Below are 25,922 nucleotides of genomic sequence, written 5' to 3'. Positions count from 1 at the left end.
CCGGATCCCCCTGAGCCCCAACGTCCTCTTACTGACCCGCGCGCAGTTGGGCCTCCAGCTGCCGCCTCACGTCGGGCGGGAGCGAGTCGAGCCCCTGCATCTGCCCACCCCCGGCGAAGCTCGGCGGAGCGCGGCGCTTGAAGAGCTCGAGGCCCTGGGCCAGCCGGGCTCGCACGCCCTCACCCACGGCGTAGGTGAACGCGTCGATCGTACTCCGGGCGTACAGCTCCTTCGTGCCGCTCGCCGCCCCCGGCGCCTCCTTGCCCAGCCGCAGGGTCTGGACGGGCTCGCCCTCGACGGTCACCTCCACGAGCGCGGCCGGTGAAGTGAGCCCGGCCTGCCCGTCCGAGACCTGGCCTTCGACGAGACGGGTCGCACGCAGGTCGCGCAGCCAGGCGAGCTGCATGCCGACCTGCGACGGCTCGAGCTCGAAGCCGTCCGGGAGCTTCTGGGGCTCGGTGATCTTCCACCCCTCCCCTTCCTTCACCACGACGACGGTCTTGCCACCGGCCTGGAGCTTCAGCTTCGAGACCTTCTGCGGCTCGAAGCGCAGGAGGCCCAGGTCCCGGAAGTCCACGAGGCGCTTGCGAAGCTGCGAGGCGGTGTACTGCGGGAGCTGGTACACCTGGGCGTCTCCCTCGACCCGGACCGCGACGGAGCCCGAGCCATCCTTCGCCTCGGGCTGGCGGCCCAGGTGCACCACCACCTTCTTGCCGTCCTTCAACTGCGCCTCCACGCTGTCATGCGCGCCAGCGAGCCCCGTCGCGGAGTCGGCCGCGGCATCACCCTCGAGGAAGTCCTGCGCGTACAGGCTCGCCAGTTGCTGCGCGAACTGCTGGGCCGCCTGCGAGCTGAACCGGAAGCCGGCGGGCGTCTGGGTCCCCTCCGCGAGGCTCCACTCGCCCGGGTTCGCTCCCGCCTTCAGGGTCAGACTCTCTCCCTCCTTCGAGCGGAGGACGAGCTGGGAGAGCTTGTCCACCTCGAGCGCCACGATCTGACGCTTGCGCCAGTCCTTGACCTCCTTGCGCACGGACCAGTCCAGCCGGCCCTGATGCGCGAACACGTCGTTGCTACCGGCCTTGCGGAGGTACACCCCTCCGTTCCTGGCGGCCTTCCCGAGCACCAGCTCCACGGCAGGACCGCCGCCATGGGAGACCTTGAGCTTCAGTCCCTTCGCGTCATCCAGCTCGTACTCCGCCAGCCGCTCGGCACGGTCGGTGACGAAGTCCGGGTTCTTCACCTCCCCGAGCGCCTCGATGGCGCCGTTCACCAGGTTCTCGTCCGCCGTGTACTTCGTGTCCGGCTTGCCCGGGTCCACCACGATCCAACCCTCTCCCTCCTTACGGAGGGTGGCGTTCCGGGCGCCCGTGAGCTCGAGCTCCGTGACCTGGGCCTTGTCCAGCTTCGGCAGCTCCAGCTTGCGGACCCCGACGCTGACCTGCCGCTCGCGCGTGGCGAGCACGAGCACGAGCAGCACCGCGAACGCGCCAAGGGCGATGAGCGTTCCTCTCTTCATGGCTCTTCCTCAGCTCCGCTTCAGATGGTGACAGTGGCCCGACGCGACTCCCGCATCCGCCAGCGGACGAGCCCGAAGGCGGCGAGTGCGAAGGGAATCCCGAACGCATTGCCGAACTTGACGGCGTTGCGCGTGGTGGCACTCAGCTCCTCCTGGAGGGGCGCCTCGGCCATGCCGCGAGTGCGCATGGCCAGGAGCGCGGGATCCAGCAGCAGCCAGTCCGCGACGTTCAGGAGCAGCGCCTGGTTCGGCCGGCCCATGAAGTCGTCCCACAGCGCCGCCGAGCCACCCGCCACGATGATTCGCGGCTCCCCCTTGCTCTCCGCGAGCACGGGCGTACCGCTGGAGGTGCTGACCTGGGCCTCCGAGGCGAAGTGGCTCTTCAGCTTCCCGCTCACCTGCACCATGAGGGAGTGCGGACCGTCCGGCGTGACGGTCTCCGAGCGCCAGTCGCGCCGCGGGTCGATGTTGTAGGGCTTGTTCTCCAACCAGCTCTTGCGCGAGGACTTCGCGAGCACCGTGGCCTGGGCGCCCTCGGGCGCGGTGGCGGTGACGACGGTGCTGAACGGCAGGGTGACGCCCGAGAGCCCCTGGGTGATGGGGCTGTCGCCCTCGAGCCGCGCGAGCATCGGGACGAACGGGTACGGCACCGGCATGGAGACGACCATGAAGCCCCGACGCTCCTGGACGCTGAGCTGGGCCGACTCGACATCCGCCACCAGCTGGTCCCCGACCTTGATGCCCCAGGTTGCCAGCAGGGGTCCGAGCCCATGCGTGGCCTCGGTCGGCTCGAAGGTCTTCAGGTCGACCTGGACGGAGTCGAGGAAGAACGCCACGCTCTTGCCCTCCATCACGAACTGGTCGAGGGCCTTGAGCTCCTGGGTCTGGAACGCCGTCCTGGGGCCGATGACGAGCAGCGCGTCGACATCCGCGTCCACACGCTCCTTGCCGGACAGGTCCACGGGGCGGACCTCGTACATCTGGCCGAGCAGCGTCCGCAGACTCGAGAGCTTCTCGTGAAGCGCGGGCGCGTCGTGACCCTGCACCACGCCGATCACCGGCGTCTTGGGGCGCGTCAGCTTGCGCACCAGCGTGGTGAGGTCGTACTCGAGCGTCCGGATGTCCTGGACGACGGGGATGACCTCCTTCTTCTCCTGATGCTTGATGACGATGCCCATGTAGGCGCGCTTCGTCTGCATCTGGTCATCCTCGACCACGCGGATCTCCACGGGCTGGACGCCTTCCTGCGCCAGCTCGCGCTCCACGGAGGTCGGCTCACGGAAGACCCGGCCGAAGATGTCGCGCCGCGTCTCCTTCTTGGTCTCCTTGTCCTCGGCCGTCTCCTGGGTCATCGGGTCCAGGAACTCGAAGGAGAGCCGGCCCTTGGAGGCGGCCCGGAACTCCTCGAGCAGGTCGCGCACGTAGCGCGCGTTGCTCGAGTACGGAGGCGGCAGGTCGTCGGTGAAGTAGGCCGTGACCGTGACGGGATCCTCGAGCCCCGCCATCGTGTCCTGGGAGGCCTTGGACAGCGTGTAGAGCGAGTCACGGGTGGCATCGAAGCGGCCGAACGTGCGCAGCGCCAGGATGTTGAGCAACACCAGGCAGCCGATGATCGCCGCGAGGAAGACATTCGCGTTGGAGGAACCGGGTTTCATCGTCGACCTCACTGACGGACGTTGCCCAGGGTGCGCGTGGTCAGCGCGAGCCCCACGGCCGTGAGCGACAGGTAGAAGAGGAGATCACGCGTATCCAGCACGCCGCGCGCGATGTTCGCGAAGTGGTAGTCGACCGAGAGGTACTGCAACAGCTCACCGATCGACTCGGGCAACACCATCGCGAACTTGTCGATGAAGTAGAAGGCGAAGCACAGCAACAACCCGATGATGAAGCCGACGATCTGGTTGCGGCTGAGGGCGCTGGCCCAGAGCCCCAGCGCCAGGAAGCTGGACGCCATCAGCAGCAGCCCCAGGTAGCCCATCACCACGGGCCCCCAGTCGAACCGGGCGCCCTCGGCGGTGAGGCTCGCCACGGTGAGCGGATAGGGCAGCGTCCACAGCAGGCCGACCGCGACCATGCCCAGCGCCGCGAGGAACTTGCCCGCCACCAGCTCCCAGTCGCGCAGGGGCATGCTGAAGAGCAGCTCCAGCGTGCCGCTCTTGCGCTCCTCGGCCACCAGACGCATCGTCACGGCCGGCGCGAAGACGACGAACAGCACGGGGGCGATGCTGAAGAACGCCCGCAGCGAGGCCTGACCGGCGACGAAGATGGTACTGAAGTACAGCCATCCCGCCACGACCAGGAACACGCCGATGACGATGTAAGCGACGGGCGAGTTGAAGAAACTCCTGAACTCACGCCTGGCGACCGCCAGTGTCGTTCCCATTGTCTACCTCGTTTTTTCGAATGTCTGGGAGTCAGCTCAAGCCGCCCGCTGCGGCACCTGGGGGTCCTGCGGGCCACGCGGCCCCTCGCCCCCGGTGAGCTTGCGGAACGTCTCTTCCAGGCTGACATGCTGCCGCTTCACCTCGAGCAGACAGAGCCCGTTGCTCACGGCGGCCTCGAAGAGCGAGCGTCGGATGTCCTCGGTGCCGTACCGCAGCCGGAAGCCCAGCGTCCCGAGGCCCTCCCCTTCCGCGGGCTCCACACCGGTGACGCCAGCCACGCGCTCGAGCATCGAGCGGACGGCGTCCGACTGCAGCATGGCCCCCGTGCGAGACGCGAGCACGACGGTGACCGTCCCGCCCTGGCCCTCGCCCAGCCGCTCCGGCGCGTCGTCCGCGACCAGACGCCCGTCGTTGATGATGAGCACCCGGCTACAGGTGCTCTGCACCTCGCTCAGGATGTGCGTGCTGAGGATGACCGTCTTTTCCTTCCCCAACTCCTTGATGAGGCCGCGGATCTCGACGATCTGATTGGGGTCCAGGCCCGTCGTCGGCTCGTCCAGGATGAGCAGATCCGGATCGTGCACGATGGCCTGCGCCAGACCCACGCGCTGCCGGTAGCCCTTGGAGAGCTGGTGGATGTCCTTGCCCAGCACCGAGCGAAGGCCGCAGCGCTCCACCGCGCTGCGGATCCGCTCGGCACGGCGGGCCTTGGGAATCCCTCTCACCTCGGCGACGAAGTCCAGGAAGTCCCGGACCATCATCTCCTCATAGAGGGGGTTGTTCTCGGGCAGGTACCCGATCAACCGCCGGGACGCGACCGAGTCGACGCTGACGTCGATGCCATTGACCCTCGCCGTGCCGGACGTTGGCGTCACGAAGCCGGCGAGAATCTTCATCGTGGTGGACTTGCCGGCCCCATTGGGCCCGAGGAACCCCACCACCTGTCCTCGAGGGACGTCGAAGCTGACCCCACGCAGTGCCTGGGTGGCCCCGTAGCTCTTGGTCAGACCTTCGATCCGGATCATTGGTTGAGACACGACCTCACCCCATGAAACGAATGGTTCTGTTCAAACGCCGCCTGCACTTAAGACAGCGATCGGCGCTGTCAACGCGGCCAGTGCGGATTTATTTCCCGTCCCCGACAGCCGTGAATTTCACCCGTGCTGAAATTGGCTTGACCGCCCCTACGACGCTTGCCTGTCATTCCAGCGGGTCAGCGTTCTGTCCATGCACATGGGGAGAGGTGCGGCTTGTCCACTCGTCTCGTTGGCGCGGTCCTCCTGGCCCTGTCAGTGGCCGTGCTACTCGCAGGGTGCGCCACGGGCCGTCCGCGAGGGGGCCTGACGAGCGGCATCGGCCTCCACCCGCGCTCCACCTCGTTCCGTTACAACTCCGGACCTCGGCAGTCCGTTGTCACTCCCTCCCCTGAAGGGGCGACGGGAAGCGCCGGGGGTCTTCCCGAACAGACGGCGGACCCCTTCCAGGTGATACAGGAGGCCAGCGGCCTGGAGGAAGAAGCACGGCACCCGACGGGCGCGGCGCTCTACCAGGAGCAGGCGCGCCAACTCCTGGAGCTGTTGGCGAAGACACCCGAGACGCAGAGGAGCTTCGCCCCGCGCCGGGTACTGTCCTGGCTGCTACGCGAGGTCCTCGAGGGCGGCGAGCGCGTGGAGTACGCCGATTTGAAGTGGCGTGCCGATCGCTTCTGGCTCCTGGTGCTGGTGCGCCCGGACGGCTACCTGGTGGCCGCGCTCACCGGTACTCCCATTCAGCGCATGGGCCCACTCGAGCTGGTACAGGGCGAGTGGAAGGTGGGCGGCCTCCGGGTAGGCGTCTTCTACTTCTCGCGCGGTGGTGTCTTCTACCCGGTCACCGAGGCCCTCCGGCGCGCGGACAGCCCTCCGCTGGCCGAGCTGGGCCTGGGGAGAGACCCGCTCAACGCCGCACTCGATGGGGCCCAGGATGCCATGGGGGAGATGGTGGTGGCCCTGGCTCAATCCATCCTCCACCCCATCCGCACCGTGGAGGACCTCGCTCAGTTGCCCAACACGGTGGCGCGCCTCATCGCGTCCTCGCCCGAGTACTTCGCGCGCTACGGCGCCATGTCTCGGGAGGACCAGATACGCGAGGCCGCGCGCCTGTCCACGCACGTCCTCATGATGGTCGGGGGCGCGGAGGCCACGGTGGGGCGCATCGGCGGGTTGGGGGCCGAGCTGCCGGTGCTGTCGCTCACGGCCGAGGGTGAGATGGTACTGGGCAGAGCCGTGGTGGCGGGAGGCACGACGACAGCCACAGTGGGCATGGACCTGGGCGCCCTCTCCATCCTCCACATGGCGGGTAGAGGCCAGGGACACACCGGCGGTGGGCGGGGTCAGGCAGCAAAGGCCACCCAGACAGCTTCGGCGCAAGCGCCCGGCAAATGGACATACAAGAAACCCACCACCAAATCCAAGGACGCCCTGGACTATCAGGAGCAGGTAACGGGGCGGCCCGCCTGGTGGGTCTACATGATTGGAAAGCTGGAGTTCGACGGCATCAAGGGCAGGGAGTTGCTGGAGGCCAAGGGGCCCGGCTACTGCTCCTTCTTCAACGCGGATGGCACGCCCAAGTACTGGTACAGGATTTCCGGCGGGTTCAAGGAAATGATGGAACAAGCCAGGAAACAATCGGAGGCGGCCCGGAAGTTGGGACTGCCGCTGACCTGGCATGTCGCTGACGCCAAGGTTGCGAAGTTCCTTCGCGAAATCTTCGAGGATGAAGGATGGGACAACATCACCGTCCGCCATGCACCACCAGTACGGTAGAGGGGAAGGAGCACGCGCACATGCAGGACAGGTACTACGTAGGGGCGTACTGGGGCCCACGGAAGGAGACGGCGCTGGAGTGTGCCCGGCGCGCGGAGCTCTTCTTCCGAGGGTTGGCACGATGTGACCCATCCTTCGCCCAATGGTACCGGGGGGGGCGTGGAGCCCCCCGCGGCCTGCCAGGCCACCCTGTCGACCCGGAGGTGAAGGCACTGGAGAAGCTCCTGCAGCGCAGCAGGATCCGCACGGACGTCGACAAGGAGGTCATCGAGAACCTGGGCTTCAGCCAGATCTTGTGGAATGCGAAGGAGGAGGCCACCGACCTCCACCTTTCTTGCGGTGGATACTCTCCCTGGGGGGGACCCAATTCGTGCCTGCTGAAACCGCCCAGACAGGGAGCGGTACGGGATCGGATACTGCGCGCGCCGGTGCTGGTCGAGGTGCTCACCCTCATGGCCACGGCATGGGACCCTGACTTCGCCATGGCATCCTCGGGCGAGATGGTGGACCTCGTGGAAAAGCGCGGGTTCGAGGTGCGGGTGGGCTGGATGACGTACTTGTCGCGCCGCCTGGGCACGGTGCCACCGCTGCCCGCCCCCGTGCGCATCGAGCCGGTGGGTGCGCTGGGCTGGCTCCTCATCCTCTCCCACGAGCCCATGACGGCGAGCAACCCCGAGCATGTGACGTTCACCGCACGTGTGCGCGAGCTGCTCGACCGGGCAGGCCTCATCGAACGTCCGGAACCCGAGCCCACCAACGAGTGAGCCCGCTACGCGCGCTTCCTCGCCACTGGCTTCTTCTTCGCCGCCGGCCTGGTCTTCTTCTCGACGGGCTTGCTCTTCTTCGCGGCAGGGCTGGTCTTCTTCGCGGCCGGCGCCTTCTTCTTCTCCGGCGGCCGGATCACGGACTCGTAGTGCGCGATGTACGCCTTGGCGGGCACACGGCGGATGGCCTCGCCGATCACGTCGAGCGCGACGTCCTCGAGCTTCTTGAAGCGCACGCACGACTTGCCCATGTCGAGCTTCTTGCCCGTCTTCGCCCACGCCTCGCGGAACCACTTCTCCTGCTCCGGCTGGCCGTAGACGCACATCAGGTAGACGGCCATGTGGCTCTTCTGCGAGGCCAGCGACGCGAACGGCAGCGGCTGCTTCGGGTCGCAGTGGTAGCCCGCGGGGAACACCTCGTGCGGGACGTAGTAGCCGATCATCCCGTACTGCATGCCCTCCGCGTAGTTCTTATCAAGGTTCTCGAGGATGACCTTTCGCACGGCGGAGATCGCCGCGCGGCGATCCTCTGGGAGCGAGGCGAGGTACTGGTCGACGGTGGTGGCTTTGCTCTGCATGGTCGTGAGTGTGCGGACTCGGGTGCCGCACGTCCTGGAGAGACATTCTGCCCTACCCGTCAGTGATGTGTCTCGCGGCGCCGGACGGCTCCACGCGCCCGCTGCTCGCTGCGCCTCAGTGAGTGCGCCTGCACGTAACCGAGCAGCGTCACGAAGATAATGCCCCCCACGAGGTTGCCCAGCAGCGCCGGCAGGAAGTTGAGCCGCGCCCACTCGCCCACCGACACGGGCGCGCCCACCCCCATGGCCATGAAGACCTCGGCCGCCGAGATGACCACGTGGTTGAAATGACCGGCCGAGATGAGGAAGCCCATCATCCAGATGATGAGCATCCGGGCGCCCTGTCCCCGTGCCGCGAGCAACAGCCACGTGAGCATCGTCATCAGCCACCCGGCGAAGACGGCCTTCATGAAGGCCACGGGCAGCGGGACGAACACCTTCTCCTTCACGAGCTCCACGAGGAAGTGCCGCGCGCCGTCCGCCAGCACGCCCGGGCGCGAGATGAGGAACGCGAAGACGACGGCTCCCACCAGGTTGAAGGCCAGCGTGGAGCCCCACAACAGGAACAGGTCGCGCAGCCTGCCCCGGCCGCTCATCACTCCGGTGACGGGGACGAAGAAGTTCTCGGTGAACAGCTCGCCCTTGCCCACGATGAGGATGATGAAGCCGATGGGAAACGCGATCGAGCCCAGCAGGTGCGCCTGGCTCTGATCCAACACGTGCGTCCAGGGTCCCGCCGTCCACGCCATGGCCACCCCGCCGAAGCTCACGGCCAGCCCACCGATGAACGCCGTGATCGCGTGGGCCACCGTCATCCGGTGCAGCCGCCGCTCGCCGAGCGCGATGGCGGTCTCGATGACCTCCGGTGACTCGGCGCTCACCTCCACGCTGGTCGCCGCGGCCTGCTCGGACAAGCCGGCGAGGTGCTCACGCACCTGCACCACGGTCTCCGTCAGGCCCTTGAGCCGGTCGAGCGAGGCGAGCAGCTCGGCGATGGCCACGTCCCCGATGCGCCGGGAGCGCCCGCGCGTGAGCTGTTCGAGGCACTCGCGCGCCGCCTGGAGACCACGCAGCAGCTCGGCCATCTCCGTGTGGGCCTTGCCCACCGCGCCCAGGGCTCCGGCGGAAGCCCGCAGGCCCTGCGTCTCCAAGCCCTGCAGCTCCTCGCGGATGGAGCCCCACCTCGTGCCGAAACCGTCCACCACCTCCTCGACGAGTATCGCCAGGAAGCGATCGATCCCCCCGGGGCGCTCACGCCGGAGGAAGCGCGCACGGGCCCGCTCCACGAGCTCCAACGGGAACGGTTCGACGGTGAGCACGGCGTCATCCGCCAGCACCACGTCCAACCGCTCCCAGCGCAGGTCGCCGTCCTCGCCGGACACGGGGATGTTGAAGCGGATGAGGAACTGGCGCGGGAACTCGACGGCTCCGGGCGCGAAGTCCGGAGCCTGGAGCTGGTGCAGCAGGCTCTGATGGAGGGCGAGCGAGCGGCTGAGCTCCCGGAGCTCCTCATGGGAGGGGTGGATGGCTCGCAGGTGGCGCAGCTCGCGGCCGGGTTCCACATCCCAGCCTGTCGTGCTCATGGATGGAGGGGTGGGTTCGGAATCACGCACCCACGAAGCCTGGACATTGCCTCGGGATGAGGGGATTGAACTCCGGACGAAGAACGGGGCAAGCAGTCAGGCCCCTGATAAGAAGCCGGGCCCGAGCCGAATCTCCTCCGCCCAGCGCTCTCTCGCTTGCATCCGTGACTCCATCTTCACATCCATGTTCCATGCCCCAGTTCACTTCTCAGTTCATCGAATCGACTCCCGGTGACCCGCTCTCCGACACGCGGCCGCGCCAGGTGCACGGGGCGCTCTGGTCGAAGGTACAGCCCACTCCAGTCTCGGCCCCTCGATTGGTCGCATTCTCCCCCGAGGTGGTGCGCCTGCTGGGACTGGACGAGGCGGCACTCCAGTCCGCCGAGTGGGTTCAGGTCCTCTCCGGAAACGCACTGTGGCCGGGCATGGTGCCGTACTCGGCCAACTACGGTGGGCATCAGTTCGGCAATTGGGCGGGACAACTGGGGGATGGCCGCGCCATCGTGCTGGGCGAGCTGCTGGCTCCCGACGGCGGGCGCTACGAGTTGCAGCTCAAGGGAGCGGGCCGGACGCCCTACTCGCGCCGCGCCGATGGGCGCGCGGTGCTGCGCTCCTCCATTCGTGAGTTCCTGTGCAGCGAGGCCATGCACCACCTGGGCGTGCCCACCACCCGCGCGCTGTCGCTCGTCGCCACCGGAGACACGGTCATCCGGGACATGTTCTACGACGGGCATCCCGAAGCCGAGCCCGGTGCCATCGTCTGCCGCGTCGCTCCGAGCTTCCTGCGCTTCGGCAACTTCGAGCTGTGCACCAGCCGGGGGGACGTGGCGCTGCTCCAGAAGCTCGCGGACTACACGGTGACGCAGTTCTTCCCGGAGCTCGGCAAGCCGTCGAAGGACACCTACGCCGCCTTCTTCGGCGAGGTGGCGCGACGCACCGCGAAGCTCATCGCGCATTGGCAGGCGGTGGGCTTCGTCCACGGCGTCATGAACACCGACAACATGTCCATCCTCGGCCTCACCATCGACTACGGCCCCTACGGTTGGATCGACGACTTCGACCCGGGATGGACGCCGAACACCACGGACGCCGACCAGCGCCGGTACCGCTATGGCAATCAGCCCGCCATCGGGATGTGGAATGTCGAGCGGCTCGGGGTCGCGCTGATGCCGCTCCTCGAAGGCGATGAGACCCTGATCGAAGCGGGGCTGCTCGAGTACGATCGCACGTTCGAGACGGAGCTGGCGGCCCGGTTCGCGGCCAAGCTGGGGCTGTCCTCACTCGGGGACAAAGCCGACTTCGACCTGGTGAACGGGTGCATCGCGTGGCTCGCCGAGGAAGAGACGGACATGACCCTCTTCTTCCGCGGCCTGTCCCGCGTGGTGACCGCACCGGCGGCTCCCGTCGAGTTCCCGGCCGTGCTGCGCGAGGCCTTCTACGGGCAGGTTCCCGAGCCCCATCTGGCCAAGGGCCTCCAATGGCTGACCACCTGGTGGCAGCGCACGAGGCGTGAGGGTGTGGCTCCCGCCGAGCTGGCGCGCCGGATGGACGCGGTGAATCCGAAGTACGTGCTGCGCAACTACCTCGCCCAGGAGGCGATCGATGCCGCTCATGCTGGCGACAACTCGAAGGTGCACGCGCTGCTCGACGTGATGCGGCGGCCCTTCGATGAGCAACCGGGGCGCGAGGCCTACGCGGCCAGGCGGCCCGATTGGGCGAGATCCAAGCCAGGGTGCTCGGCGCTCTCCTGCAGCTCCTGAATCAGCGTCGCGGGCGCCGGGCTCCCCTGCCCCGCCCCGCACGCCCACCACCGCCCGGGTCACGTACCATCTCGAGCTCCTCGGGCATCCACGGCATGTCGAGCAGTTCCTGCAGCTCGAGCAGCGTGTCGGCCCGCAGCGCGCCACGCCGGCCTCGGCCCACGACGAAGCGCACGGGCCGGTCGAACAACGGGAGCTCCTCCTCCACGAGCGTGCGCGCGAGCTTCTCCGGCAGGTGGAGCCGCACCACCCCCACGGGCTGTCCCGCCTCGTCCTCCTCCACTTCGTAGTCCAGGTCCACTTCGAGGTCGCGGATGCTCACCGCGTCTGGCAACGACAGGAGCTGCTCGCGCGTCCCGGGCGGAACCAGTGCGTCCAGGTCCAGCACCAATGGACGCGCGTCGAGCTCGTCCATCGTGGTGACCCCCTCGAGCCGCGCCTCGTAGAGGGAGGTCAACTCCGGCACCCCGAGCTTCGCCGTGCGTCCGCCCGAGCGGCGCCACAGCTCTCGCACCTCGTCGATGGCCGGCTGGTTGCGGCGCACCGCCGGGTGCTCCGCCTCGCCTCGTCCCAGCGCCTCGGCGAGCGCATGCCGTGCGCGCTCCGCCAGCTCCGGTCCCCACGCGCGGAGCACCTCGATCTCGCGCTCCAGCTCGAAGCCGGCGTACTCCATGCGCCACTCGAGCACGAGCGACATGTGCCACGGGTCATAGGTGAGTTCGGCATCGGTGCGGCGCGCGTACTTCGTCAGGATGTCGAGCGGGATGTGCGTGCCCTCGATGGAGGCGTGCGGGTTGCCCGAGCGGTCGGCGAAGTAGCGGAGCATCCCCGCCACCGCGCCCCAACTTCCGCACACGCTCGTCTTCGCGACACGCGCCTGCTCGCCCGAGGCCGTCTGCTCGTCGATGGTGAGGTCGAAGGGCATGAAGCGCGCGAGCAGCTCGGCGAAGCGGCGGTACACTCGGTCCCCCGCGAACGGCATGTGCTCGGGCAGCCCGACGCCCACGCTCCGGTAGACGCCCGCCATCACCAGCGCCGCGTCCTCGATGGCCTTCACCAGCACGCCGCGCCGCTCGGCCCAGCGCTCCATCTTCTCCGCGTGGAACAGGTGACGCGGTAGCCCGTACACTTCGCCGATGAAGCCCGCCTCGCGGTACGCCTCGGCGTAGAGGTTGTAGGCGGTGAGGTGGTCGCTCCCGGTGACCAGCACGCCCTCCAGGTCGCGCTCCTCGCGCGTCATCCGGTGGAGCGACTCGATGGCGCTGCACACGGCGAGGTAGGGAAGCAGCGCGTCCTCTCCATTGACGATCAGCTCCGCCCAGGCCCGCTCCACCGGGAGTGCCTCGACCGCGCGGCCGTAGGACGAGAGCCTTCCCTGGGCGTCGACGATGCCGCGCTCCCGCAGCCGCTGGAACACGCGGTCGTAGGCCACGCGGTCGAGCGGTACGGGGAGATCCAACGCATCGGCCCGCACGCCAAGAGCGGCGGCGGTGAGTGCCACGCGCTCCGGGTCTCCGGCGAGCTGGAACTCGGGCTCCGTCGGGCGGAGCGCGAAGAAGTCGATGTCCCGGTTGCTCAGGATGAAGATGCGTCCGCCCTCGACGCGGCCATGCACGCGCCCGGCCATCTGGAGCAGCTCGTTGTTCCCGAGGTGGATGCGCGTGAGCACGCCCCGCCCGCGCTCGACGAGATTGGCGAAGCGCGTGTCATCGATGACGAGGGTGTCGAGCCCCTGCACGTTGAGCGCGCTCTGCCCCGCGGCCGTCATGGCCAGGAGGAAGGGCCGGGGCGCCGTCCCCTCGAGGAACGGCCGGATGGCGCGGATCGGTTCTCCGCCGTGGTAGTACGCCGCGTGGATGCGCGGCCAGTGGGTGCGTACGTGCTGGGCCACCTGCTCGACCGCCGCCCGCGTGGGGAGGAAGAGCCCTACCCCGCGCTGCCCCTTCTCCACGGCGGAGAGGAACGCCTCATCGAGAAACGCGAGCGGTTGCCTGTCCTCGACCACGACGGTGGCCACCTTCCTCGGATCGAACGCCTGGACCTCGAGCACGTCGGCGCTGTTCAGGTAGCGCGCGTAGAGCGCCGGGTCCACAGTGGCGGAGAGCCAGATGAAGCGGCAGCCCACGCGCTTGCCGAGCGCCAGGCAGAGCTCGAGCTCCGCCGACGTCTGGTGGATCTCGTCGATGACGAGCGTGTCGTGAGGCAGGATGTCGCCATTCTGGAACCAGCGCCGCGCGATGCCCGTCGTCACGATGATGACGTTCCAGGTGGGCGTGTCGGGTGTCGCCTCACGCTCACGGTTCACCACGCCGACCCTGAGAGGAGTCGTGCCTCCCTGGCCGACGAGCTCCTCGGCGATGAGCCGGATGGCGAGCGTCTTTCCGGTCCCCGTCCCGGCCACGATGCCAAAGCCCTTCCCAGCACGCGCCAGCTCGCGCACCCGGGGTCCGTGGTGCTTCTCGAGGTAGGTCTCGAGGCGCAGCCCGAGCGCGAGTTCGATGGTCTCGCACGCCGCGCGCGTGGGGGCGATGACGATGACGCGCCCCGTCGGCGGCTCGGCGGAGACGAAGGCGTCATGGTCGGGAGGCAGCTGGCGATCGGTCGGCGTACGCACATGGCCCTCGCGCGCTCAGCCCCGGGGGTTTGGACGTGGGCCGCTCAGACGTGGACCCGCCGCCGCATGCCGATGGCGCCCCGCGCTGGGAGCTCGGCTGCCTTGTAGTTGGTCACCATCCAGACCAGGAAGAGCGCGATCCCCGAGATGATGAAGAAGTTACGTGCCCGGACGACGTCCGAGAACCCCAACAGGAAGGGGATGACGACCAGGGCCACTGAAGTAACAGCCTCGATGGTGCCGTGGACGGTGAAGGGGATGATCTTGGCCACACCGAGCGGATAGGCGGTCAGCAGGCTCATGCCGCCCTGAACCACGGCCAGCACGTAGCAGAGCACCGCCGGCAGCCCCGAGAAGCGGAACAAGGTGGGAGCGAGCAGGAGGACGAGTACGGCGAGATAGTCGATGTAGCCATGAGGGCGGGGAGCGAGAGGGGCTTTCATTGCGATTTCCTCGTGCGACAAGGGGTGGAAGTCAGCACGGCCCCTTTCCGGACGCGGAGAGTAGCGGGAAGTGGACGTGCCCTGTCAGGAGCGTGAGCACTCCGGGCGTCAATGCCAGCCCGCCACGTCACATCGCATTCTCCGGACGCCCAGGTACCTGGAGAGCGTCGTCCCTGGTGGGGACATTGGACCGCGAGCCACTGGGCATGTCCCCGGGGTTGAAGCAGGCGGATTCATCTCGCATGGGAAAGCACCTGGCGGCCCCGGGTCTCGACCAGCCCGAGGCCTTCCTCTCTGTCCGGCGCCCAGGTGCTTTCCAAAGCGCCGTCATGCGCCAGTCCTTCCAGCCTCAACGACCCGTGTTGCCGCCAGAGCCACTCGTGCTGCCGCCGGTGCCAGTCCCCGGATTCACGGAGCCGGAGCCGCCGGAGCCAGTGCCACCCGTGCCGGTGCCGGTACCACCCGTGCTGCCCGTGCCGGTGCCACCAGTGCCCGTGCCACCCAGGTCGCCACCCGTGCCCGTGCCGGTTCCACCAGTGCCCGAGCCACCCAGGTCGCCACCAGTGCCGGTGCCGCCAGTGCCCGTGCCACCCAGGTCACCGCCAGTGCCGGTTCCACCAGTGCCCGAGCCGCCCATGTCGCCGCCAGTGCCCGTCCCGCCCCCTACGTCGCCACTACCAACGTCGCCACCGCCCGTGCCTCCGATGCCGCCACCACCCGTGCCTCCGGTTCCACCACCCGTGGTGTCACCTCCGCCCGTCGTACCTCCCGTCGCTCCACCTCCGGTCGTGGAGCCACCCTGGGTCGCGCCGGTCTCGCCCGCTCCTTGCTCCCCGGAGGTGCCTGCCCCCTTACACCCCACACCAAAGAGCAGAGCCGCGGACAACGCACCAACCACCACCGCCTTGACGTGCTTCATGATCTCTCCTCCAGTTTGACCACCCTGGAGGCTAGGTACCCATCACGCATCGCAGCATTGGACCTGAAGACAATCCCCGCTCCCGCGGAGAGGAGGCAAGGAGACAGAAGGGCCTGCCTGTCCACTCCCTAGTGGACCGTCCCTTCCAGCCACCAGTGCACCGCCTCGCGCATCATCTCCTCGGGGACGACGTGTGGCCCCTCGAACTCGCGGTAGTTCACGTCGTAGCCGGCGCGCTCGAACACTCGCACGAGCCGACGGCTGCACTTGTCGATGGGGAGCACCCGATCCTGGGTGCCATGGGACATGAAGATGCGCGGCGTCCCCAACTGCCTGGGCGGCACGGCGAAGCCCGGTGAGAAAGCAAGGATGTGCCGGAACAAGTCCCCATTCCCGAGCCCGAGCGAGAGCGCGTACGAGGCCCCGTCGGAGAAGCCGCCCATGGCCACCCGCGCGGGGTCCACCGCGTACTGCTCGAAGGTGTGCGCGAGCGCCTCGTCAATGGCGTGCACGTCCGGCCCGAAGTCCTCCACGATCACATCCCAGGTGGGGCCCTGCGAGCCCGGTGCCACGAGGATCAGGTTCGCGTCATCGGCCAGGGGCCGGAGCAGGTCCAGTCCGTGCCGGGCCGAGCCCCCCGCTCCGTGGAGCATCACCGCGAGCGGGGCGGGATGGTCCGGCCTGTAGCCGGGGGGCACGTAGATGATTCCATCATGTCCGAGACTCATTCCGAGCGGATGCATGCCCGTCGGGGCTCCCGTGATCCGAGGGGTTCCCGGCCGTGCCCGCAGACGCCCCGTCCTGGCGGAGCGCCAGGATTCGTCCTGCCGTTCCGCATCTCCTTTCTCCCTGTCACCCATTGGCTCCGTCCCTCCGTGCGCGCATCATTCCGGGCTCAATCTATGGCCGCCCGGACGACGTGGACTCCGCTGCGACGTACAAGACGAGAGCCCGCCCGCACGCCTGTTCCTGGCATCCTCCCCCATCCGGACTGAAACCTTGCATGGCCCCCGGTACGGCTCCATGCAACGATGCCCGTCCACCCCAAGAATGGCCCTGAAGGGAGCGCGCGATGGCGTACATGCTGTTGATCATGGAGTCCGGAGAGAAGAGGCGGAGCCGCCCGAAGGAAGAGGGGCGTCGCGCGATGGAGCGGATGCTCCGCTTCTCCGAGGACCTCAAGGCCCGCGGCGTGTTCAAGCTCGGTGAATCGCTCCGGTCCGATGCCGAAGGGGTGCGGATCGAGGTCCGCGGCGGCAAGCGCACCTTCAGCGATGGTCCGTTCACCGAGGCCAAGGAGATCGTCGGAGGCGTCTTCCTCCTCGATTGTCGAACCCGGGAGGAAGCGCTCGCGATCGCCAACGAGTGTCCCGCGGTCGAGTGGGCCACCGTCGAGGTGCGCGAGCTCGGCCCCTGCCACGGAGACTGAGGTTCAGCGCCAGGCAGCCCGGAATCCTCCGCGCCCGCCACCATTGAGGAGTACGTGGTGACGAGCCGCTCCAGTACACTCGGAGGCCTCTCGAGAACTGGAGCCACGCGCGTTCATGAGCAGTCCGATCGCGATCGTCGCCGCCGCCTGCCGATTGCCGGACGCCGACACACCCGAAGCCTTCTGGAACAACCTGATCGCGGAGCGCATCTCGCTGCGCCCGCCCCCCGAGGGCCGCTGGCCCCAGCACCCCGACGCCCGGGTCGGCTCGTTTCTCGACGATGTCCGCGGATTCGACGCGGCGTTCTTCGGAATGAGGGGGGGTGAGGCGGAGGTCACGGATCCGCAACAGCGGTTGCTCCTCCAGACGGCGCATGAAGCGCTCGAGCGAGCCGGGTTCGCGGGCCCGCGCCGGCGCAACCGGCGCGTCGGTGTCTTCGTCGGCGTCGGTCAGTCCGATTACCAGGAGCCCATCCTCCGGCTCCTGTGGGCCGGCATGTCCGTGCACCCCTCCGCGGCCGTGGGGAATCTGCGCAACCTCATCCCCGCCCGCGTCTCGCACGTCCTGGACCTGTCCGGCCCCTCGCTGGCCGTCGACACCGCGTGCTCGTCCTCGCTGGTCGCCCTGCACCTCGCCTGCGAGAGCCTGAACCGTGGCGAGTGTGAGCTCGCGCTGGCCGGCGGCATCACGCTGAACCTCACCCCCACCGTCTTCACCGTCCTCTCACGCGCCGGGGCGTTGTCCCCCACCGGCCGCATCCGTCCCTTCGCCCGGGAGGCCGATGGCATCGTCCTCGGTGAAGGGCTGGGCGTCGTCGTCCTGGAGCGGCTCGAGGACGCGCTCCGGCGGCGCGCTCCCATCCTGGCCGTGGTGCGTGGAAGCGCGCTCAACAACGACGGCCGGACCTTCAACCCGATGGCCCCCAACCCCGCCCGGCAGATGGCCGTGATGCGGGAGGCCTGGCAGCGCGCCGGGCTCGAGCCGGCGAGCGCGAGCTACCTCGAAGCGCACGGAACCGGCACGCGCGTGGGAGACTCGATCGAGGCACGCTCGGTGACGGCGGTCTTCGGGAGGGCCGGCGCGAACGAACCGCTCGGGCTGGGTTCGGTGAAGGGCAACGTCGGGCATCTCCTGAGCGCCGCCGGAATGGCCAGCCTGCTCAAGGTCGTGTCCTCGCTCCAGCACCACATGCTCCCGGCTTCGGTGCACGCCGGCACGGCGGACCCGAAGCACGGCCTCTCGTCCGCCGGCATCGCCCTGGTGGATTCCTCGCGTCCGTGGCGCGGACCAGGGCCCCTTCGCGCCGGCATCAACGGCTTCGGATTCGGTGGCACCAACGCCCACGTCATCCTGGAAGAGGCGCCCGCACGCCCTCCCCGCTCGCGCTCCACGCGCACGCGCCCCCTGCTGTGGACGCTGTCCGCGCGGACCGACACGGCCCTCCGCGCCACCGCGCGCAACCTCGCGTCCTGGCTCCGGAAGAATCCGGAGGTGGAGCTCGCGGACGCCGCCCTGTCCGCGAGCATCTCGCGAGCTCCGGGCCCTCATCGGCTCGCGCTCGTCGGGACGGAGGGTATTCCGGAGCGGCTCGAAGCCTGGGCGGATGGAAGCACGGCCGAGGTCCTCCACGGCGTGGTCCCCGACCGCGTGGCGAGGAAGAAGGCGCGCAACGGAGCCTCCTTGGAGGGGGCCTCGGCGGAGCTCGCCGCGAGCGCGTTCGTCGGAGGAGAGGCGTTCGACCGGCTCGCCTGGGACGAGGATCCGGAGCGCGAGCACGTCCCCGTGCCCACCTACCCCTTCGAGCCCCAGCCCTGGTGGGTGCCCGAAGCGCCTCCGGCTCCGGCGTCAGCACGGCGGATGGAACAGCCGCTCCCGGTGGACGGATTCGAGCCCTCCGAGCTGGACGAGGGGCTCCTTCCGTGGATGCGCGAAGTGGTCTGGCACGAGGCTCCCGCGGAGCAGACACATCTCCCCCAGGGACGTTGGCTCATCGTGCCCTCGGCGCATCCGGCGAGCCACCAGGTCTCCCGCCGCCTGAGTGACGCGGGGGCGACGTGCGAGCGCGTGGACCCAACAGGCTTGAAGGCGGCGCTCGCCCGAAGCGGAACCGAGGGCATCGTGTTCCTCGGGCCGACGGGACCCACGACGCCGATCACCGATGTGGCCTCGTTCGACCAGGTCCAGCGGGACGGCGTCCTCGCGCTGCTCGCGGTCGCGAGGGCCTGGGATGCGCTCGAACGGGAGCGGCGTCCCGCGCGCCTGCTCGTGGTGACCGCTGGCGCGACGGAGGGTCTGGCTCCCGAGCGCGCGACGGTGGTGGGGCTGGGACTTGCCTTGGAGGACGAGCTTCCCGGGAGCCGGTGCCGCGTCGTGGATGCCGACGTCACCGCCTCCGAGGAGGCCCTCGCGGACGTGGTGCTGGCCGAGGTCTCGTGCACGGCTCCCGAGCCGGACCGGGTCTTCCGGTGGCGGCTGGGACGCCGCGAGCGCCGAACGGTCGGGCCCCTCACACAGACCACGCCGCACGCGCACGGGCCACGCGAGAACGGGGTGTATCTCGTCACGGGAGGTGCCGAGGGACTCGGTCACGCCGTGGCCCAGCGGCTCGCGCGGGCAGGCCGCACGCTCATCCTGGTGGGCAGGAAGCCCCTGGAGCACTCACCGGAACGGGCCGCGCGCATCGAAGCGCTGCGCGCGAGCGGAGCGGCCGTCTCGTACATCGCTTGTGACATCGCCGATCCCGATGGCGTCGCGGGGCTCGTCGCTCGGATCGTTCTCGACCACGGAGCCCTTCACGGCGTGGTGCACGCGGCGGGTGTGGCTTCGCCGGGCCGCATTGGTGGACGGGAAGACGCGGCGTTCACGCGGGTGCTCGGGCCCAAGGTGCGCGGCACGTGGCTGCTCTGGCGCGAGTTCGAGCGCAGGCACATCCGCCCCGACTTCTTCGCGCTCTTCTCGTCCCTGTCGGCGAGCTGGCCGGGGCTGGGTGGAGGACTGGGAGACTACGTCGCGGCGAACGCGTACCTGGATGCCTTCGCCCTGGCTCGCCGGGCGGAAGGGCTGCCCTTCACGTCCGTGGCGTGGTCCGTCTGGGGCGAGACCGGAATGGGAGCCGATCCCACGCTGGTCCGCGTCATGGAGGCGCGCGGGCTTCCCGCGATTCCCACGCAACAGGGCGTGGACGCGTTCCTCCACGTGCTCGAGCTCGGCCGCGCGCACGTGGTGGTCGCGCCCATGGGACCTCGCGTGACCGTGTCGCGGCCTCTTCCCGCCGTGACGCTGACACCCGTTCCCACCGAGGTCCCTTCCAACGTGGAGGAGGAGCTTCGCGCGCTCGTGGCGAAAGCCCTCGAAGTGGACCCGAGCGAGGTCGCCACGGATCGTTCGTTCCTGGCCATGGGGCTGGACTCACTGAACGCGCTGGATCTGGCGAAGATCCTCTCGGATCGCTACCGCGTCGAGCTCCCCCCCACCCTGTTCTTCGAGCAGCCCACGATCGACTCGCTCGCGGAGTATCTCCGCAAGGCGAAGGGAGACCCCGCGCCGGAACGGAGACCGGCCGGAACGGCTCCGTCCACTCCGCCCCGCACCGCCGTGACCGAGGCTCCGCTCTCGCCCGTGCAGAAGGCCTTCTGGGTCCAGCAGCGGCTGCATCCGGATGTCCCCGCGTTCTCCTTCGTCCGGCAGACGGTTCGCGGGCGGCTCTCGTTGGATGCGCTCCAGCGGGCGGCGGACGCGGTGGCGCGGCGCCATCCCCTGCTTCGCGCCTCGGTGGCGATCACGGCACACGGAGAGGCCGTGCAACGGATCTCCGAGACCGTGCGGGCCCGGCTCATCGACCACGGTCAGGTCGCGGACGTGGAAGCCCTCGCCGATGGCATCGTCAACACGCCGTTCGACCTGTCCCATCCACCCCTCTGGCGCCTGGACGTGGCACGCGACACGGCGGCGGATACGACGCACGTGCTCCTCTGTGCGCACCACCTGATCGTGGACGGCTGGAGCCTGCACGTGATCGCCGCCGATCTCTGGCGGGCGTACGCGGCCACCGTCTCGGGCCGCCCGTTCCCGGATTGGCCGGAGGCTCACGGCTTCTTCGACGCGCTCGATGTCCCCAGGCCGAGGCTCGATGAGGACCTGACGTGGTGGCGTGAGCGCCTCGCGGATACGCCCGCCCCGAGACTGCCCTTCGACGGGGATCCGCTCTCGCCACCGGAGCCGCCGATGCTGTCCGTCCTCCGCTGGCTCGACCTGGAACAGACGCGGGCCTTCACGGAAGCGGCTTCCGCGGCGGACGTCTCGGTGTTCCACCTGTCCCTGGCCGTTCATGCCCGGTGCCTCGCGCGGTGGTCCGGCGCGGCGGAAGTCGTCGTGAACGTCGCCCGGGCCCGCCGGGAGCTGCGTGTTCCGGGAATCGAGCAGGCGGTGGGTTGCTTCGCGGACACGCTGCCGCTCCGCCTCCGCCTGGAGCCCGGGGAGCCACTGGCCCTGCTCGCGACGCGCGCGCGCGACGCCCTCCTGGAGCTGGAACGGCACGCCTCGCCCACCTCGATCGAAATCGCCCGGGTACTGCCCGGGGACGCCGGCTCGCCACGGGTCGCGAGCTCCGCGAGCTACAGCTACGCCCGCATCCCGCTTTCCCCCCCGCCAGAGGTCCCCGAGCTGCTTGCCCTCACGGGCCGGACGGCGACTCCCGCCACCCGGCTCGGACTCGCGGTGTGGGAGTTCCAGGGTGGGCTGTGCTTCGCGTGGGGCTTTCCGGAGCGCATGTTCCGGAAGGACACCGTCGAGCGGTTCGCGGACGAGCACCTGCGCGCCCACGTCGAGGCCGGCTCCGCCCCCCGGGCCAGGTCCATCCCCGAGCGGATCGTCGCTCGCCTCCAGGAGGCACCGGAGCGCGTGGCGTTGCGCGAAGGTGAGCAGCTCCTCACGCGCGGCGAGTTGGAACTGCGGTCCGCCCGTGTGGCCGCCACGCTCGTCGAGCGCGGCATCGGCCCCGGCGCGGTGGTGGCCCTCCTGTCGGATCAGAACGCGCAGGGAATCACCGGGCTGCTCGGCATCCTGCGCACGGGGGCGGCCTGGCTGCCGCTCGATCCGGAACACCCGCCAGCGCGGCTCCGCCTGCAGCTCGAGCGGGCCGGTGCCCAGGTGTGCCTCTACGCAAGTGGCGCCGCGAGCACCGCGGCCGAGCTGTCCGGGGCGGTCACGGCGCTCGCGATCGAGCACCTGGTGGAGCCCCGTGCGCTCGCTCCACCGGTATGGCCCGGAGACGAAGCGCTCGCGTACATCATCTTCACCTCTGGCTCCACCGGCCGGCCGAAGGGTGTCCCCATCACGCATGGTTCCATGCGCGGCTACCTGGAGTGGGCGCTGCAAGCGTTCGGGTACGGCGCGGAGGATGTGCTGCTCGGGACATCGTCGTTGTGCTTCGATGCCTCGGTCCGGCAGGTGCTCGCGCCCCTCCTGGCGGGGGCCACGCTCGTCTGTTGTCCCCGCGCGCTCGCGAGGGATCCGGAGCGGCTCCTGGAGACCGTGGACCGCGAGCACGTCACCGTCCTGAGCACCGTGCCCTCCGTGCTGGCGCGGCTGCTCCGGTATGACATCCGGCCGCTCGAACGGCTCCGCTGGTTGAAGGTCGGTGGCGAGGCACTTCCCCCCGGGCTCATCCGCACGCTGCACGACCGGCTCGGCCGCGCACCTCCCGTGGTGAATCTGTACGGACCGACCGAGACCACCATCAACGCCACGTGGCATGTGGTGGAAAGGCGCCCACCGGAGGATGTCGAGCGCATTCCCATCGGGCGCCCCATCGGCGGGGCGACGGTGCACATCCTGGCGGAGGATGGCACCCCCTGTGCTCCGGGAGTCCCCGGGGAACTGCACGTGGGAGGACGCGGGCTGTCCTCGGGATACCTCGGAGAGCCGGAGCTGACCCGCCGCGCGTTCATCCAGGGCGCAGGAGGCGTCAGGCTGTACCGGACCGGAGATCGCGTGGTCTCGCGCGAGGACGGGACACTCGACTTCCTCGGACGGGTGGATGACCAGCTCAAGGTGCACGGTCACCGCATCGAGCCCGGGGAGATCGAAGCCGTGCTCGCGCGCCACCCGGCGGTCTCGCTGGCGGTGGTCCGGGCCGTCGGGAACGCCTCCGAGCGCCGCCTCGAGGCTTGGATCCAGTTCCGGGATGCACCTCCCACGGAGGATGCGCTCCGCGGCGTGCTACGCGAGCACCTTCCCGAGGCGATGTGGCCCAGGCACTTCCACATGCTCGAGACGCTCCCGACCACGGTCACCGGAAAGGTGGACCGCGCGGCGCTCGAGGCCCTCTCCGGTGCGGCACCGGCCCGGACCATCCGTGGCGGCCCTCCACGGACGGACACCGAGCAGCGCGTCGCGGACGCCTTCTCGCGCGTCCTGTCCCGAACCGGGCTCGGCCGGGACGATGACTTCTTCGAGCTGGGCGGCGACTCGATGGCCATCCTGGAGGTGTTCACGCGCCTTCAGGCCATGGGCCTCCGGCTGCCGCGCCCCGCCACGCTGTACACCGCGCGGACGGTCCGCGCACTCGCGGAAGCCATCGACACGCATTCCGCCCGGAGTGTGCCGGAGGCGGCCGTCGCACGGGCGGCGGATGCGGAGGGGGAATGGTTCCCGCTGTCGCCCGCCCAGCGCGGGTTCCTCGTGGCGCATGCGAACGAGCCGGAGAGACCGGTCCGCTGGGCAGCACGGCTGCTGTTGGAGGGGGAGCTCGATTCCGCCCTCTTCCGCGAGGCGCTCGGACGGCTCGTGGAGCGCCACCCGATGTTGCGCATGGTGGTGGATGCGAGCCGGCGTCCGCCCATGCAGCGCGTCCTGGAGCCGGGGGCGCCTCCACTGACCCTCATGGATCCCTGTGCGCCCGATGAGCTCGACCGCCTCTTCGCGGAAGCCCGGCGCCGGCACTTCGATCCCCAGAAGGAGCCACCGCTCGCGCTGCACCTGTGCCGCGTCGCCAGCGACCGACACGTCCTGCTCGTCGCCGCGGACCACCTCATCGGAGATGGACTGAGCGGATGGATTTTCGTCCGGGAGCTCCTCCAGGCCTATGACGGGCTCGCGCGAGGGGCGGAACCATCGCTCCCGCCGCTCCGCTCGACCTTCCGCGACTACGTCAGGCACCTGGCGGATCGGGCGGAGACCCAGGAGGACGCGGCGTTCTGGCGCCGGACGTTCGCCGTTCCCTACGTGCCGCCACGCTCCTGGTACAGGCCCGAGGGCCCTACCCCCTCCCGCGACGAGGTGACGCTCTCGCCCGAGCGCGTGGATGCGCTCCGGGCCTCGGCCTCGCGCCGGGGTGGCACGCTGTTCGAGCTGGTGCTCGCCGCGTGGACGTTCGCGTTGCGCCGCCTGACGGGGCAGGACGATCTCGTCATCGGCACGGCGGTGTCAGGCCGGGACGCGCCCTTGCCCGACGTGCACCGCGTCTTCGGTCCGTTCGCCACCGCGGTCCCCCTGCGGATAAGGGAGGTGGGGTCTACGCCCCAGGAGCTCCTGGAGTCCGTTCGTGGCGTGGCCGCGGACGCACGCGCTCACGCGCTCACTCCAGGAGGGATTGCCCGCGCGATTCCCGGCGGTCTCCCGCTCGAGGTCGCGGTGGGCACGCAGTTCTTCTTCACCTTCATGGATTTCGAGGCCTTCGGGTCCCTGGAGAGCGAGCGCCTGCGCGTCCATTGGGAGGACTCCGGCACCGAAGGGCACGTGCCACGCGGAGTGGATCTGAAGCTCGCGGCGCGCCGGCTGGGCGGAGCGCTGCGGCTCTCCTTCTACGCAGCCCCGGCGGTGCTGGGTCCCCAGGGGTTGGAGCGGGTTCGCGCGGATGTCCTCGACGTGCTGGAGACGCTCGCCGGAGGGCCGGGAACGAAGGCGCGTTCCCCTTCTCGCATGGAGGTCCGTTTCGGTCCCATCGACGTGGGCTCGTTGAGCGCCGCGCTGGTGGGTTACCTGCCCGCGCCGGAGGAGGCCGCCAGGGCCGTGGGCCTCGCGTCCGTCCCGGGACTGCGCGAGGTGCTCCGGAGCCAGCTCTTCCCGGATGGGAGCCCCCGCTGGGTCGAGCGCATCGATACACCGCTCGGTGCATCGGGGCTCCTGTGCCTGCCGCTGTTCGCGGACGAGCTGGGAGCCCTGGCGCCGGAGACACTCGCCGCGCGCGTCGTGGAGGCGGTGCTGCTGGCCCACCGCACGGGAGTTCGCGCGTTCTCCCTCGCGGGGATGCTCCCCGCGTACACCGGCTTCGGCCGCGAGGTGCTACATCGGCTCGCCGCGAAAGACGGCGCACCCGAGGACCTCGCGTTCACGACCGGGCACGCCACCACCGTGGTCTCCGTGGTGAGAAGTGTCCTCGCCGCGACCAGCGCGGCGGGCGTGAACCTGCCCGAGGCGGAGCTCGCCTTCGTGGGCGTGGGCTCCATTGGAGCAGCGGCGGCGGAGCTGCTCCTCCAGGTGGCCGCGCATCCACGACGCCTCCTCCTCTGCGATCTCCCGCGAGCGGCACGCCGGATGGAGGAGGTGGCCACACGGCTCCGGGAGCAATACGGGTTCCGCGGCCCCATCGAAACCGCGCTGGCGCACGGGGCCGTCGCGGAGGAGGTCTACCGTGCACGGGTCATCGTGGGCGCCGCGAGCACCCCGGGCGCACTGGCGGTGGACCGGCTCGCACCCGGCGCCGTGCTCGTTGACGACTCCTTCCCGACGCTCGTCGACGTGCCGGCCGCGCGGGCGCGGATGCACACGCGCGGGGACGTCCTCATCGTGGGTGGGGGCCTGTTGGATTGCGGCGCCGTGACACGCACGGTGGATGACACGGCCATTCCCCCGGGGCTCCGTCCCGCGCTGTCACGGGGCATCTCACGCGCGGGCGTGGCCAGTTGCCAGCTCGAGCCGCTCCTCCGCCGGATGCATCCGGAGCTCCCGCCCGTCTCCGGGCCCGTGGATGCCGCCACCGCCTACCGGTATTGGCTGGTCGCACTGGCGTCGGGCCTCCGGGCCGCGCCGCTCCACCTCGGGACCGAGCCCGTTCCCGACAATCTCCCCGCGGCGCTCACGGGGCGCGGCAACACGGGGTAGAATGGTGGAGGTTTTCACGAACCAC

General features: G+C 69.5%; 15 protein-coding genes. 5 read left to right on the top strand and 10 right to left on the bottom strand.

What is annotated here, in order from left to right:
• Positions 1-28: 28 nt before the first annotated feature.
• From NR810_RS52310 to NR810_RS35770, 4 genes are read right to left on the bottom strand one after another with little or no spacing between them, the layout of a single operon-like run.
• Positions 29-1,516 carry a DUF4340 domain-containing protein gene (locus NR810_RS52310; protein WP_306818793.1) on the bottom strand — a complete coding sequence of 496 codons (1,488 nt, stop codon included), beginning with the start codon at positions 1,514-1,516 and terminating at the stop codon, positions 29-31.
• Between the two features lie 20 nt (positions 1,517-1,536).
• Complete coding sequence (locus NR810_RS35780; protein ID WP_257459104.1) at positions 1,537-3,171, bottom strand: GldG family protein; 1,635 nt, start codon at positions 3,169-3,171, stop codon at positions 1,537-1,539.
• An 8-nt stretch (positions 3,172-3,179) separates the two neighbouring features.
• Positions 3,180-3,899, bottom strand: coding sequence for an ABC transporter permease subunit (locus NR810_RS35775; protein ID WP_257459103.1), 720 nt, complete (start codon positions 3,897-3,899; stop codon positions 3,180-3,182).
• A 36-nt stretch (positions 3,900-3,935) separates the two neighbouring features.
• Positions 3,936-4,925 (bottom strand): ATP-binding cassette domain-containing protein, encoded by a 990-nt coding sequence (locus NR810_RS35770; protein WP_257459101.1) that lies wholly within the window; start codon positions 4,923-4,925, stop codon positions 3,936-3,938.
• Positions 4,926-5,150: 225 nt separating this feature from the next.
• Here NR810_RS35770 and NR810_RS35765 point away from each other — a divergent pair, with 225 nt between their 5' ends.
• Both NR810_RS35765 and NR810_RS35760 read left to right on the top strand, forming a co-directional pair.
• Complete coding sequence (locus NR810_RS35765) at positions 5,151-6,704, top strand: restriction endonuclease fold toxin 5 domain-containing protein (RefSeq protein ID WP_257459098.1); 1,554 nt, start codon at positions 5,151-5,153, stop codon at positions 6,702-6,704.
• Positions 6,705-6,724: 20 nt separating this feature from the next.
• Positions 6,725-7,468 carry an immunity 52 family protein gene (locus NR810_RS35760; RefSeq protein ID WP_257459095.1) on the top strand — a complete coding sequence of 248 codons (744 nt, stop codon included), beginning with the start codon at positions 6,725-6,727 and terminating at the stop codon, positions 7,466-7,468.
• Positions 7,469-7,473: 5 nt separating this feature from the next.
• Here NR810_RS35760 and NR810_RS35755 read toward each other — a convergent pair whose 3' ends face one another.
• The gene (locus tag NR810_RS35755; protein ID WP_257459093.1) at positions 7,474-8,046 is read right to left on the bottom strand and encodes a DUF1801 domain-containing protein; all 573 of its coding nucleotides are present in this window, start codon (positions 8,044-8,046) and stop codon (positions 7,474-7,476) included.
• 59 nt (positions 8,047-8,105) lie between these two features.
• Positions 8,106-9,629, bottom strand: coding sequence for a formate/nitrite transporter family protein (locus NR810_RS35750; protein WP_257459092.1), 1,524 nt, complete (start codon positions 9,627-9,629; stop codon positions 8,106-8,108).
• Positions 9,630-9,820: 191 nt separating this feature from the next.
• On the opposite strand from NR810_RS35750, the gene NR810_RS35745 reads away from it, so the two are divergent.
• Entirely contained in the window at positions 9,821-11,389 is a 1,569-nt protein-coding gene (locus tag NR810_RS35745) for a protein adenylyltransferase SelO (RefSeq protein ID WP_257459091.1), read from the top strand.
• A gap of 1 nt (position 11,390) precedes the next feature.
• Here NR810_RS35745 and NR810_RS35740 read toward each other — a convergent pair whose 3' ends face one another.
• The 4 genes from NR810_RS35740 to NR810_RS35725 form a co-directional block, all read right to left on the bottom strand.
• Complete coding sequence (locus NR810_RS35740; protein WP_257459090.1) at positions 11,391-14,003, bottom strand: DEAD/DEAH box helicase; 2,613 nt, start codon at positions 14,001-14,003, stop codon at positions 11,391-11,393.
• 44 nt (positions 14,004-14,047) lie between these two features.
• The gene (locus NR810_RS35735; protein ID WP_257459088.1) at positions 14,048-14,446 is read right to left on the bottom strand and encodes a hypothetical protein; all 399 of its coding nucleotides are present in this window, start codon (positions 14,444-14,446) and stop codon (positions 14,048-14,050) included.
• A 349-nt stretch (positions 14,447-14,795) separates the two neighbouring features.
• Entirely contained in the window at positions 14,796-15,365 is a 570-nt protein-coding gene (locus tag NR810_RS35730) for a hypothetical protein (RefSeq protein WP_257459087.1), read from the bottom strand.
• 128 nt (positions 15,366-15,493) lie between these two features.
• Positions 15,494-16,108, bottom strand: a complete 615-nt coding sequence (locus tag NR810_RS35725) for an alpha/beta hydrolase (RefSeq protein ID WP_257459085.1) — start codon at positions 16,106-16,108, stop codon at positions 15,494-15,496.
• Between the two features lie 329 nt (positions 16,109-16,437).
• On the opposite strand from NR810_RS35725, the gene NR810_RS35720 reads away from it, so the two are divergent.
• Both NR810_RS35720 and NR810_RS35715 read left to right on the top strand, forming a co-directional pair.
• Positions 16,438-16,794, top strand: coding sequence for a YciI family protein (locus NR810_RS35720; RefSeq protein WP_257459083.1), 357 nt, complete (start codon positions 16,438-16,440; stop codon positions 16,792-16,794).
• Positions 16,795-16,909: 115 nt separating this feature from the next.
• Entirely contained in the window at positions 16,910-25,897 is an 8,988-nt protein-coding gene (locus NR810_RS35715) for a non-ribosomal peptide synthetase (protein ID WP_257459082.1), read from the top strand.
• Positions 25,898-25,922 lie beyond the last annotated feature (25 nt).

Origin of the sequence: Archangium lipolyticum (assembly GCF_024623785.1) — a bacterium.
Lineage (GTDB): Bacteria > Myxococcota > Myxococcia > Myxococcales > Myxococcaceae > Archangium > Archangium lipolyticum.
The sequence above is the reverse complement of the archived record's forward strand: the minus strand, read 5'-3'. Positions and strand labels throughout refer to the sequence as shown.

Bases quoted from the DNA above. Each gene is read 5' to 3' on its own strand.
- NR810_RS52310 (WP_306818793.1), bottom strand. From the start codon at position 1,516: ATGAAGAGAGGAACGCTCATCGCCCTTGGCGCGTTCGCGGTGCTGCTC.
- NR810_RS35780 (WP_257459104.1), bottom strand. From the start codon at position 3,171: ATGAAACCCGGTTCCTCCAACGCGAATGTCTTCCTCGCGGCGATCATC.
- NR810_RS35775 (WP_257459103.1), bottom strand. From the start codon at position 3,899: ATGGGAACGACACTGGCGGTCGCCAGGCGTGAGTTCAGGAGTTTCTTC.
- NR810_RS35770 (WP_257459101.1), bottom strand. From the start codon at position 4,925: ATGATCCGGATCGAAGGTCTGACCAAGAGCTACGGGGCCACCCAGGCA.
- NR810_RS35760 (WP_257459095.1), top strand. From the start codon at position 6,725: ATGCAGGACAGGTACTACGTAGGGGCGTACTGGGGCCCACGGAAGGAG.
- NR810_RS35755 (WP_257459093.1), bottom strand. From the start codon at position 8,046: ATGCAGAGCAAAGCCACCACCGTCGACCAGTACCTCGCCTCGCTCCCA.
- NR810_RS35750 (WP_257459092.1), bottom strand. From the start codon at position 9,629: ATGAGCACGACAGGCTGGGATGTGGAACCCGGCCGCGAGCTGCGCCAC.
- NR810_RS35745 (WP_257459091.1), top strand. From the start codon at position 9,821: ATGCCCCAGTTCACTTCTCAGTTCATCGAATCGACTCCCGGTGACCCG.
- NR810_RS35735 (WP_257459088.1), bottom strand. From the start codon at position 14,446: ATGAAAGCCCCTCTCGCTCCCCGCCCTCATGGCTACATCGACTATCTC.
- NR810_RS35730 (WP_257459087.1), bottom strand. From the start codon at position 15,365: ATGAAGCACGTCAAGGCGGTGGTGGTTGGTGCGTTGTCCGCGGCTCTG.
- NR810_RS35725 (WP_257459085.1), bottom strand. From the start codon at position 16,108: ATGCATCCGCTCGGAATGAGTCTCGGACATGATGGAATCATCTACGTG.
- NR810_RS35720 (WP_257459083.1), top strand. From the start codon at position 16,438: ATGGCGTACATGCTGTTGATCATGGAGTCCGGAGAGAAGAGGCGGAGC.
- NR810_RS35715 (WP_257459082.1), top strand. From the start codon at position 16,910: ATGAGCAGTCCGATCGCGATCGTCGCCGCCGCCTGCCGATTGCCGGAC.